At 64.7% G+C, this 11,367-nt stretch carries 6 protein-coding genes and 1 pseudogene; 5 read left to right on the top strand and 2 right to left on the bottom strand.

The window, feature by feature from the left end:
- Positions 1–26 precede the first annotated feature (26 nt).
- From NKJ04_RS07315 to NKJ04_RS07300, 4 genes and pseudogenes are all read left to right on the top strand, one after another.
- Positions 27–272, top strand: coding sequence for a MoaD/ThiS family protein (locus NKJ04_RS07315; protein ID WP_027035223.1), 246 nt, complete (start codon positions 27–29; stop codon positions 270–272).
- 211 nt (positions 273–483) lie between these two features.
- Positions 484–1,389, top strand: a complete 906-nt coding sequence (locus NKJ04_RS07310; RefSeq protein WP_352665110.1) for a tyrosine-type recombinase/integrase — start codon at positions 484–486, stop codon at positions 1,387–1,389.
- Between the two features lie 3 nt (positions 1,390–1,392).
- Positions 1,393–2,585, top strand: a pseudogene (locus tag NKJ04_RS07305) (IS91 family transposase).
- Positions 2,586–3,815: 1,230 nt separating this feature from the next.
- Positions 3,816–8,345 (top strand): autotransporter outer membrane beta-barrel domain-containing protein, encoded by a 4,530-nt coding sequence (locus tag NKJ04_RS07300; protein WP_352674124.1) that lies wholly within the window; start codon positions 3,816–3,818, stop codon positions 8,343–8,345.
- Positions 8,346–8,465: 120 nt separating this feature from the next.
- Here the strand turns inward: NKJ04_RS07300 and NKJ04_RS07295 are convergent, their stop codons facing one another.
- Complete coding sequence (locus NKJ04_RS07295) at positions 8,466–8,822, bottom strand: hypothetical protein (RefSeq protein ID WP_031213633.1); 357 nt, start codon at positions 8,820–8,822, stop codon at positions 8,466–8,468.
- A 251-nt stretch (positions 8,823–9,073) separates the two neighbouring features.
- On the opposite strand from NKJ04_RS07295, the gene NKJ04_RS07290 reads away from it, so the two are divergent.
- Positions 9,074–9,514 (top strand): lipid-binding SYLF domain-containing protein, encoded by a 441-nt coding sequence (locus NKJ04_RS07290; protein ID WP_352674122.1) that lies wholly within the window; start codon positions 9,074–9,076, stop codon positions 9,512–9,514.
- A 3-nt stretch (positions 9,515–9,517) separates the two neighbouring features.
- Here the strand turns inward: NKJ04_RS07290 and NKJ04_RS07285 are convergent, their stop codons facing one another.
- Complete coding sequence (locus NKJ04_RS07285; RefSeq protein ID WP_352674121.1) at positions 9,518–11,140, bottom strand: ABC-F family ATP-binding cassette domain-containing protein; 1,623 nt, start codon at positions 11,138–11,140, stop codon at positions 9,518–9,520.
- Positions 11,141–11,367 lie beyond the last annotated feature (227 nt).

Here is an 11,367-nt window from a genome sequence, read left to right as displayed (position 1 = left end):
CTCCATCCCGAATAGGGGTCTCGCGAATGGTCGAAGTAACGCTCTGGGGCTCGCTCGCCGCGACCGCCGGAGGCAACAGCAAGGTCGAGATCGAGGCCAAGGACATAAGGGAGCTGTTCAGGAAGCTGGCTGAACAGTATCCCGGCCTCGAGCCCTGGATCGACAAAGGCATCGCGGTTGCGATCGACGGGACGATCTATCGCGATACGTGGTCGAAGAAGCTGCCGGAGGGGGCGGAGATTTTTTTGTTGCCGAGGCTGGCGGGGGGGTGAGCGGATAGCTGGCGGGGCAAAAGTGCACTGTCACCGTAATTCTACGAAGCGCTATTGCGTCCGACCGGGAGGAAGTCTGCTTCGCGCCTCAAGCACGAACCCGCTTCGCGGGAGGGGCGCCTCGTTCTGCGATGGCGAGATATTCATAGACCTTGAGCGGGTAGAGGCGTCGATCTGACCATGGAGTTCCCTTCAACGAGAGGAACTCGCCATGGCTACTCTGTCGACCGATGCACCAATCTCTCCGCTTCGCCAGCGCATGCAGCACGACATGCTCATGCGTGGCCTGGGTTCCCATACCCAGCAGGACTATGTTCGTCACGTCCGGCGCTTCGCTGTGTTCCTTGGCCGCTCGCCCGACACTGCGACGGCTGAGGACATCCGTCGATTCCAGCTGCATCAGCATGAGAGCGGCGTCGGCCCTGCGACGATCAATGGCGCGGTCTCAGCCTTGCGGTTCCTGTTCCTCGTGACGCTGAAGCGGCGAGATCTGGCGCGTGCGCTGGTGATCATGAGGTATCAGCGCAAGCTGCCCGACGTGCTGAGCGTGGAGGAAGCGGCGCGGCTGCTCGAAGCCGCACCAGGCATCAAGTACAAGGCCGCACTCGGCGTCGCCTATGGCGCGGGCCTGCGCGTGTCCGAGGTCGCACACCTCAAGGTCGACGATGTCGATAGCACGCGCATGCTGATCCGCGTCGAGCAGGGCAAGGGCCGCAGGGACCGTAATGCGATGCTCTCACCGCAACTGCTTGAACTGCTGCGGCTATGGTGGCGCGAAGGCAGGCGGCGCGGGGTGATGCTCCCGCATGGCTGGCTGTTTCCGGGGCGCAGCTGCACGGCGCCGATCTCGTCGCGGCAATTGCACCGCGCGGTCCAGGAGGCAGCCGAAGTCGCGGGCATCCGCAAACGCGTCAGCCCGCACACGCTGCGCCACAGCTTCGCCACCCACCTGCTCGAACAGGATGTCGACATCCGCGTCATCCAGGTGCTGCTTGGCCACAGCAAGCTCGACACCACCGCGCTCTACACCAAGGTCTCGACGCGGACGATTCATGCGGTCGCAGGGCCGCTCGACCGGCTGATGGCGCTGATGGAAGGCAAGACGCCGCCCGGCTGAGCCGTGCGCACCTCTGTCGAGGTCGCCGACATCTTCCGTGCTGCCGGCCCCGCCTATCGGGCCGCCCATGCAGGTCACCTGAGCCTCATCCAGCTCAAGGTGATGTCGGCGATCGAGCATTGCCGCACCGCAGCGCTCGGCGGTCACGTCGAGGCCTGCGAGGACTGCGGCCAATGGCGGATCGCCTATAACTCCTGCCGCAACCGGCACTGCCCGAAGTGCCAGGGCGCGGCCGCGCGGACATGGCTGGCTGAGCGCGAGGCCGACCTGCTACCGGTCGGCTACTTCCACGTCGTGTTCACGCTGCCCGCCGAGATCGCCGACATTGCCTTCCACAACAAGGCGCTGGTCTACGACCTGCTGTTCAAGGCGGCATCGGAGACGATGCTGACGATCGCCGCCGATCCCAAGCATCTCGGCGCACGCATCGGCATCACGGCCGTGCTTCACACATGGGGATCGGCGATGACGCATCATCCGCACGTGCACATGATCGTGCCGGGCGGCGGCATCGCACCGGACGGGAAACGCTGGGTCTCGTCGCGCCCGGCGTTCCTGCTCCCGGTGCGAGTGCTTGGGGCGCTGTTCCGCCGACTGTTCCTGACCCGGCTGGTCGCGCTGCACGACGCCGGCTGTCTCACCTTTTCGGGTCGATGGCGCACTTCACCGAGCGACGCGCCTTCCTGCGCCAGCTTGCTGCCGTCCGGAAGAAGCGCTGGGTTGTCTACGCCAAGGCGCCGTTTGCCGGGCCGGAGGCGGTGCTCGCCTACCTGTCGCGCTACACGCATCGGGTCGCGATCTCGAACCGCCGGCTGATCGCCTTCGACGAGAGCGGCGTCACCTTCCGCTACAGGGACTACCGTCGCGACGGCGCCGATCGGCAGAAGGTCATGACGCTTGCCGCCGACGAGTTCATCCGCCGCTTCCTGCTCCATGTCCTGCCGCGTGGGTTCCACCGCATCCGTCACTACGGCCTGCTCGCGGGCTCCGCCCGCAAGGCCAGCCTCGCACTCGCGCGCAAACTGCTGAACGTCGCTCCGCCGCCCGAAGACGGCACTCCGGAAGAACCGGCTGACGTCCGCCCGCCTTGCCCTTGCTGTGGCGGACGCATGGTCGTCATCGAGAGGTTCGAACGGTGGTGCCAGCCTCGTGCACCGCCGGACACTTCGGCACCGAACTGGGAGACTTCCCCATGACCCGGCATGGCATGGTCCAGACTTCAGTCGCAGGCCCTCAGCCTTCGGCGACGGACCCACGCGCGTCCATGGTGATCATCGACGCCGAAGGGGACACGTCCAGTCGCGCGCCGGGTCGACAACACCCCGCGAAAACGCAACGAAGCGACCTGGCAGCATCCATAGCGGCGCTTCCCTCCGGCGGTCCCGACATCGCCGACATCAGCCGTAAATCGAAATCCCCATAGCCACCCTCGTGGCCCGCGGGTTCCTGCATGAGAGGCTTTCGTACGCCTGCCGGCACCCGAAACCCTTCACCATGTCGGTCATCGAACAGACTGTAGCCGCATCCCAGTAGCTGACATCGCTGAGGCCCCCGCGGCGACAGGGGTATGGCGTGAGGGGGAAATCCCGGTCCAGTGATGACGCTCTGTCCACCCGGCTTGCGCTGGGCAGCCTTCGAGCTCACTCGATGGATCGGCTGAGGGCCAGGAGCTCCGAAAATTTCCCTGCAGATCCATGCGGCGAGATTGTTCTCGCGATTCCGTAAGATCTCTCTTTGATAAGCTCGATCTAATATTCATGTATTATCCATCACTCTAACGTCGCAGACTTGATTTTACTGATCACCGTTAGCTTCTTGGTAGCTCTCATGACTATAAACGTCTTGCGGGCGAATAGCTTTCATGCTGCCTTCTGCGCACTCAGGAATCAGGGAGCTTTGGCATGGCGGAGCGGATTTTGGCGCGCGACGGGATTTGGGTTTTGCGCCTCGCGCGCTTGCAGCAGTACGTGTCGCTTCGCTGCAGCGCTTCCGCCCTTGCGATCCTTGCTGTCACTCTCACACTGAGCGCCGCGCCGGCTTGGGCCGATGGCGGCAATGGCAGCGGCGTAGGCGCCGGACAAGGTGGCGTGGACGGTGCACTAGCGGGCGCCACGGGTCAGAATGCCGCCAATGGAGCCACGGCAGGTGGCGGCGGTGGTGCCGTGGACCTCACAACGGGCAACGGTGCCGCAGGAGGTTCGGGAGGGACGTCGTCGACATTCGGCTCGCCCAACGGCGTTCCTGGTGCGACCGGTGCAACGGGTCAGGTCGTTTTCACCAGTGGGACCATCTCCACCAGCATCAGCGGTGGAACCGGCGGCGCTGGTTCCGCTGGGGTGAACAATATAGTCAGAGGAGGTGGCGGTGGTGGTGGCGGTGTTGGCATTAGTGCCACAGCGGACAGTGTCATCACCAGCAGCGGATCGGTGACGGGGGGCACCGGCGGCATCGGGGGCACCAACTCTAATGCCGCTGGCGGAGGTGGTGGTGTAGGCGTGTTTTCTTCGGCCAATGTAACGGTTGCCGCGGGCGGCAGCGTCACGGGCGGCACGGGCGGCCGCAGCGGGGCGCAGGCTGGCGGTGGAGGCGGCGCTGCTGCTGTCGTCGTGACCGGTGGCGGTACGATAGAGAACAGCGGAAATCTGCTTGGGGGAACAGGTGGAAGAACCATCGCCGCGGCCAACGGTGGCGACGGCGGAGCCGGTGTTCTGCTGCTTTCGGGCGGAACCGTCATCAACGGAACCGGGGCGACGATCATTGGCGGTATCGGCGGTCAGGCCGGCACGACCGGAACGGCAGGTGATGGCGGCGCTGGGATCAAGGGCGCCAACATCGCCGTCATCAATGCGGGCACGATTACAGGTGGCGCCGTCGGCGCGGGTGGCGGAACGACGGTAGCCGGCAAAGCCATCCAGTTCACCGGCGGCGTCAATTCGCTGGAGATTCAGGCTGGCTCGACCATCACGGGCAATGTGGTTGCTTTCAGCGCCGCGGATACGTTCAAGCTGGGTGGCGATACCAGCGCCAGTTTCGATGTGTCGCAGATCGGCGCTGGTGCCAAATATGACGGGTTTGGGTTCTACGAAAAAACCGGAAACAGCACTTGGACCCTATCGGGGACGACAACTGCCGTCACGCCTTGGACCTTGTCCGGCGGGATCCTGCAGATTTCGAACGATGGCAATCTGGGCGCCCTCTCGGGCGGCTTGACCTTTGACGGCGGCACGTTGCGCACGACCACCAGCTTCGCCACCAATCGCAATATCCTGATCAGTTCGACCGGCGGGTTCGACACGGTGGCGGGCACGCAGTTGGACGTGTCAGGTCAGGTGACCGGCACCGGCACGCTGATCAAGAACGGCGCCGGCACCCTCAACGTCACCAATCTTTCCAACAGCTATACGGGCGGCAACATCGTCAATGCCGGAACGCTTGCCGGCAACACCGTGGCCATCCGTGGCGACATCCTGAACAACGGCGCTGTCTCGTTTCTCGACCTCGGCCCCCACACCTTCGGCGGAAACATCTCCGGCTCGGGCAGCGTCGACATCGAAGGCTTCGGCACGCTGACGCTGACCGGTGCCAACACCCACAGCGGCGGCACGAAGGTCGGGACCGGCAAAAGCATCTCGGTGGCGTCGGACCAGAATCTGGGTGCCGCGACGGGCCTGCTGACACTCGACGGCGGCGAACTCGGCACGACAGCAAGCTTCGCCATGAGCCGCGATGTCAACCTCACTTCCGCCTATGGCTACTTCCGCGCGGCGGCGGGTACGACGCTGACCGCCAATGGCGAGCTGAGCGGCGCGGGCGGCGTCTACAAGGAGGGCGCCGGCACCCTGGTGCTCAACGGCGACAGTACCTATTCCGGCCGCACCACCGTCGACAGCGGCAAGCTTATCGTCGAGGGCTCGCTCGGCAGCAGCGAAACGACGGTCAACAGCGGCGGCACGCTGGGCGGCTCCGGCTCGATCGGCGGCGCGGTGATCGTCGCCGATGGCGGTGTGCTGGCGCCGGGGTCCAGCCCTGGCACGCTTACGGTCGGATCGCTCAGCCTGAGCTCCGGTTCTATCCTCGATTACGAGCTCGGCCAGGCGGGCATTGTCGGCGGCGGTGTCAACGACCTGATCGAAGTGACCGGAGCGCTGACGCTGGACGGCAGCCTCAACATCACCGATGTTGGCGGCTTCGGGCCTGGCGTCTACCGGCTGATCAATTATGGCGGCGCGCTCACCGACAACGGTCTCGAACTCGGCACTTTACCGGCCGGTGTCACGGCCGCCGACCTGACGGTGCAGACCTCCGTAGCCAACCAGGTCAATCTCGTCAGCAGCGTCGGCACCGATTTGCTCTTCTGGGATGGTGACGCGGCCGGCAATGCCAACAATGATCTGGTCGACGGCGGCAACGGCACGTGGACGGCGACAAGCCTGAACTGGACGACGAGCACCGGCCTGGTAACTGGCGCGATGAAGCCGCAGCCCGGCTTCGCCATCCTCCAGACGCTCGGCGGCACCGTCATCGCCGACGATGGCGCTGGCGAGCTTGCGGTCACCGGAACGCAGTTCGCCGCCGACGGCTATCGCATCGAGGGAGACGCCATCACGCTTGCCGGCGCTGGCGGCGAGAGCATCATTCGGGTCGGCGACGGCACCTTGGCCGGAGCAGGCTATACCGCCACCGTCGCCTCCGTGCTGACCGGGGCGAGCAGCCTGACCAAGACCGATGCCGGCACGCTGGTGCTGTCGGGCGCCAACACCTACACAGGCGGAACGGCCGTCTCGGGCGGCGTGCTTTCGGTTGCGGCAGACAACAATCTCGGCGACGCCGCCGGCGACCTGACCCTCTCCGGCGGTACGCTGCGCAACACCGCCGTCTTCTCCTCGGCGCGCGACGTCACGCTCGCGGCGGCCGGCGGCACCTTCGACACCGTTGCCGACCTCACTCTGTCCGGCGCGATCTCGGGCACCGGCAGCCTTGCCAAGACCGGCGCCGGCACGCTGACGCTGACCGGAACGAACAGCTATGGCGGCAACACGCTGGTGAGTGCCGGCACGCTGGTCGGCAACGCCGATTCGATCCGCGGCGACATTGGCAATGCCGGCACCGTCGTGTTCGACCAGGCGGCGGACGCCAGCTTTGCCGGCGATATCTCCGGCACCGGCACGATGGTGAAGGACGGCGCCGGCACGCTGACGCTTGCAGGCATCTCCGTGCTCGACTGGACCGTCGACCAGGGTGGCCTCGTCTCGGCGGCCGAGCGCTTCGGCGGCGACGTCTCGATCGGCGCCGGCGCCTCCTTGACCTTCGATGAAGCGGCCAATGCGAGCTATGCCGGGATGCTCTCGGGCGCCGGCGCTTTCGTCAAGGACGGGCTGGGCACGGTGGTGCTCGCCTCGGACAACTCGGGCTTTACCGGCGCCACATCGGTCAGCGGCGGCACGCTTGCCGCAGGCGCAGGGACCGCATTCAGTTCCTCCTCGCAGTTCTCGGTCGCCTCAGGCGCCACGCTCGATCTCGCCGGCACTTCGCAGACCATTGCTGGCCTGACCAATGCCGGGACCGTGGGTATTGCCGGCAGCCTTGGAAGCAAGCTGACCGTCAGCGGCGACTATGTCGGCAATGGCGGCAACATTCTCATCGGCACCGCCCTGGGTGCAGACAACTCGCAGACCAACATGCTGGTTATTGCCGGGGATACGTCAGGCACGGGCACGCTCCAGGTTGTCAATCTCGGCGGTGGCGGGGCGCAGACGGTCGAAGGCATCAAGATCGTCGATGTCGGCGGACTATCGAATGGCAGTTTTTCCCTCCAGGGCAACTACACCTTCGAAGGCGATCAGGCGGTGGTCGGCGGTGCCTATGCCTACCGGATGTACCAAGGCGGCGTCAGCACGCCCGGCGACGGTGACTGGTACCTGCGTTCCGCCCTGATCGATGGCGGTGGACCCGGAACTCCGCTCTATCAGGCAGGCGCACCGCTGTACGAGGCCTATTCGGGCACATTACAGAGCTTCAACCAGCTGGGCACGCTACAGCAGCGGCTCGGCAACCGGTCCTGGACCATCGAAGCGCAAGGCGCCGACGGGATCTCCGACGAGGTGAAGGCCGAGGCCGGTATCGGGCTGTGGGGCAGGATCGAAGGCACCAGCGGCTCCTACGATCCGGAAAGCTCCACCACCGCAACGACATATGACACATCGACCTGGAGGCTGCAGACCGGCGCCGACATGCTTTTGTCCGATAGCGCGGCCGGCCAGCTCATCGGCGGCGTCGCCTTCCAGTATGGCACCGTGTCCGCCGACGTCTCGTCGGTATTCGGGAGTGGGTCGATCGACAGCACCGGCACCGGGGTTTCCGGCTCGCTGACCTGGTACGGCGCGGAAGGTTTCTACCTCGACGGCCAGGCGCAGGTGATCTGGTACGACAGCAATCTCGATTCGGCGACCGCCGGACAGCGGCTCGTCGATGGCAACAACGGTGTCGGCTACGCGCTCGGTGTCGAAGCCGGCAAGCGCATCATGCTCGATCCCAATTGGTCGCTGACGCCGCAAGCCCAGTTGGCTTGGTCGTCGGTCGACCTCGACGCCTTTACCGACGCCTTTGGCGCGAGGGTCACCCCAGGCACCAACGACAGCCTGCTCGGCCGCCTCGGCCTCTCGCTCGACCATCAGACGCAGTGGCAGGACCGCACGGGCCGCGCCGGCCACACGAACCTCTACGGCATCGCCAACCTCTATTACGACTTCGACGATGGCTCGTCGGTCGACCTCGCCGGCAGCACCCTTTCGAGCCGCAACGAGCAACTCTGGGGCGGTCTCGGCATCGGCGGCACCATCAATTGGGCCGACGACAAGTTCTCGGTCTTTGGCGAAGCTGTCGCCCGAACGGGTCTGGAAGACTTCGGTGACAGTCATGTACTGACCGGCTCGCTCGGCTTGCGCGTCAAGTGGTGACTTGCTTGGCACTTACTGGCTGATGTTGATTGCGCCATGACTGCTTAGGTCCAACGGCGGCTCTCCACTCGCGCCGCTTCGCAGCCCCGGTGCCTTTGGGGCCGGGAAGGCGCGGCAGGGCTATGGATACTTCGTCGGCGGCACGCCAGGGTTCAAATCGCCCTGCAGTTCCTTCGGCAGCGGCAAGCTCGAGCATTGCAGGTGCACCTCGCGGGCGAACAGTTTTCGTTGCTTCTGCTCATGCTCCTTGATGGCTGCGACGAGCCCCATCGAGTATGGACCAAGCAAGACGCCGAAACCCCACCCCGGATGCTCTTTCTCGCGAGCCTCGTAATCCGAAGCCGCCCTGCGGGCCTGCTGACATGCCGGCGAAGCCCATTTCTGGTCCTGCTGCGAAAGCGACGCCTCATAGTCGACCGGGGAGGTCGCGCATCCGGCCACTGCCGCAGTCAATGCGAGGCAGATTGCGATTCTCATCCGAAGCCTCTCCCAAGCCTTGTAGAGGGCCTGCATAGACCTCTTCATCCCACAAGGCGATAGCTGCGGTCAGGCGCCTTCCCCACCCTCCGCAATCCGCCGCCCTCTCCCGGCCTTCCAGCCGCCGGATTCGAACCCATGCCTGGAACCAAATCATGGGGCCTGGAACCAAATCACGGGCGAGACTGTTCAGTTGTAACTTTGATCCCACGCTGCGGCCGGCAAAGCGGCGACATTGAGGAGTTCTCACCATGAAGATTTCATCCGGATTTCGTTCCATCGCGGTTGCCGCCATCGCTACCGCGAGCATCGGCTTTTCCAGCGCCGCGCATGCCGAGAGCGGCACGATCCGCTTCGCCGTCTACAAGGCTGCCTTCTTTGTCGGTGGCTCCGGAGGCGAAGGAACACTGACCTTCCATGGCCGCCGCTATCCCATCTCGGTCGGCGGCGTCTCGGGCGGTCTCGCCTTCGGCGTCTCCAAGACCTATTTTCAAGGTACCGTGCGCCACATCAAACGTGCACGGGATGTGACCGGGGTCTATGGTGCGGCGGGCGGTGGCGGCGCGCTTGGCAAAGGGGCTCAGGTGATCGTCATGAGCAACGACAAGGGCGCCCGGCTCGAATTGACGGGCAGGCAGGTCGGCCTGCAGGTCAACGCCGACCTCAGCGGCATGAGCATCTCGCTGCGGTAAGGGCTAGCTCCTCAACCCCGGCGCTTCCTGCCCGGTGCCCTCGACATATTCCATATAGCCGCCGCCATAGGTGTGGATGCCTTCGGGCGTCAGTTCCAGCACGCGGTTGGAAAGCGCCGCCAGAAAATGCCGGTCGTGCGAGACGAACAGCATGGTGCCCTCGTACTGCGACAGTGCCGTGATCAGCATCTCCTTGGTGGCGATGTCGAGATGGTTGGTCGGCTCGTCCAGAACCAGAAGGTTGGGCGGGTCGAACAGCATCAGCGCCATCACCAACCGCGCCTTCTCACCGCCTGACAGCACACGGCATTTCTTCTCGATCTCGTCGCCGGAAAAACCGAAGCAGCCGGCAAGTGCCCTGAGCGGCGCCTGGCCGGCTTGCGGAAACGCGTCCTCCAGTGTCTGAAACACAGTGCGCTCGCCTTCCAGCACTTCCATCGCGTGCTGGGCGAAATAACCCATTTTGACACTCGGCCCGCGCGCGACCGTGCCGGTGTCGGGCTCGGAAGCGCCGGCGACCAGCTTCAAGAGGGTCGACTTGCCGGCGCCGTTGACGCCCATGATGCACCAGCGCTCGCGGCGGCGGACCTGGAAGTCGAGCCCCTCATAGATGGTGCGGCTGCCATAGCCCTTGTGGACGTTCTTCAGCGTCACGACATCCTCGCCGCAGCGCGGCGCCGGCAGGAAATCGAAAGACACGGTCTGGCGGCGCTTGGGCGGCTCGACGCGGTCGATCTTGTTCAGCTTCTTCACCCGGCTCTGCACCTGTGCGGCATGCGAGGCGCGCGCCTTGAAGCGCTCGATGAAGGCGATCTCCTTGGCCAGCATCGCCTGCTGGCGCTCGAACTGTGCCTGCTGCTGCTTGTCGGCGATCGCCCGCTGCTGCTGGTAGAATTCGTAGTTTCCGGAATAGGCGGTCAGGGAACCGGCGTCGATCTCGACCACCTTGTTGACGATGCGGTTCATGAACTCGCGATCGTGCGAGGTCATCAACAGCGCGCCGTCATAGTTTTTCAGGAAGGACTCCAGCCAGATCAGGCTTTCCAGGTCGAGATGGTTGCTTGGCTCATCGAGCAACATGGCGTCGGGCCGCATCAACAGGATGCGGGCCAGCGCCACGCGCATCTTCCAGCCGCCGGAGAGCTTTCCGACATCCCCGTCCATCATCTCCTGCGAAAAGCCGAGACCGTCCAGCACTTCGCGGGCGCGGCCATCCAGCGCATAACCGTCGAGTTCCTCGAAGCGGTGCTGAGCCTCGCCATATTTTTCGATGATCTCGTCCATCTGGTCGGCCTGGTCGGGATCGGCCATGGCTGCCTCGAGCGCTGCCATCTCGGCCGCGACTTCGCTTACCGGCCCGGCACCGTTCATCACTTCGGCCACGGCGCTGTGGCCTTCCATGTCGCCGACATCCTGGCTGAAATAGCCGATGGTGACGCCGCGATCGACCTGCACCTGGCCTTCGTCGGGCTGCTCCTGGCCGGTGATCATGCGAAACAGCGTCGTCTTGCCGGCGCCGTTCGGCCCGACGAGGCCGACCTTCTCGCCCTTCTGCAGCGACGCCGACGCTTCGATGAAGACAAGCTGACGGCCGTTCTGCTTGCTGATGCTTTCAAGTCTGATCATACGGTTTCCGGGGCTGAGCCTGCGATGAAAGGATTTGCCCGGCGCCTTACGCGAAGGATGGCCGCAAAGAAAGAGGCGCAAGCGCCGCATACAGCCGATCTCCCCCCTCGTGGCAGGGCTATCGCATATGGATTCTTGCGAAGAAGAACCCCCACCCTAACCCTCCCCACAAGGGGGAGGGAACGCTGCCGCGTGCCTTTAATTCTTCTTGGCGCCGAAAAGACAGG

The organism is Mesorhizobium sp. M0618, from assembly GCF_040320765.1.
Classification (GTDB): domain Bacteria; phylum Pseudomonadota; class Alphaproteobacteria; order Rhizobiales; family Rhizobiaceae; genus Mesorhizobium.
This window is presented reverse-complemented; position numbering and strand designations above follow the sequence as displayed.

Coding starts and splice junctions, on each gene's coding strand:
- NKJ04_RS07315 (WP_027035223.1), top strand. CDS start 27: ATGGTCGAAGTAACGCTCTGGGGCTCGCTCGCCGCGACCGCCGGAGGC.
- NKJ04_RS07310 (WP_352665110.1), top strand. CDS start 484: ATGGCTACTCTGTCGACCGATGCACCAATCTCTCCGCTTCGCCAGCGC.
- NKJ04_RS07295 (WP_031213633.1), bottom strand. CDS start 8,822: ATGAGAATCGCAATCTGCCTCGCATTGACTGCGGCAGTGGCCGGATGC.
- NKJ04_RS07290 (WP_352674122.1), top strand. CDS start 9,074: ATGAAGATTTCATCCGGATTTCGTTCCATCGCGGTTGCCGCCATCGCT.
- NKJ04_RS07285 (WP_352674121.1), bottom strand. CDS start 11,140: ATGATCAGACTTGAAAGCATCAGCAAGCAGAACGGCCGTCAGCTTGTC.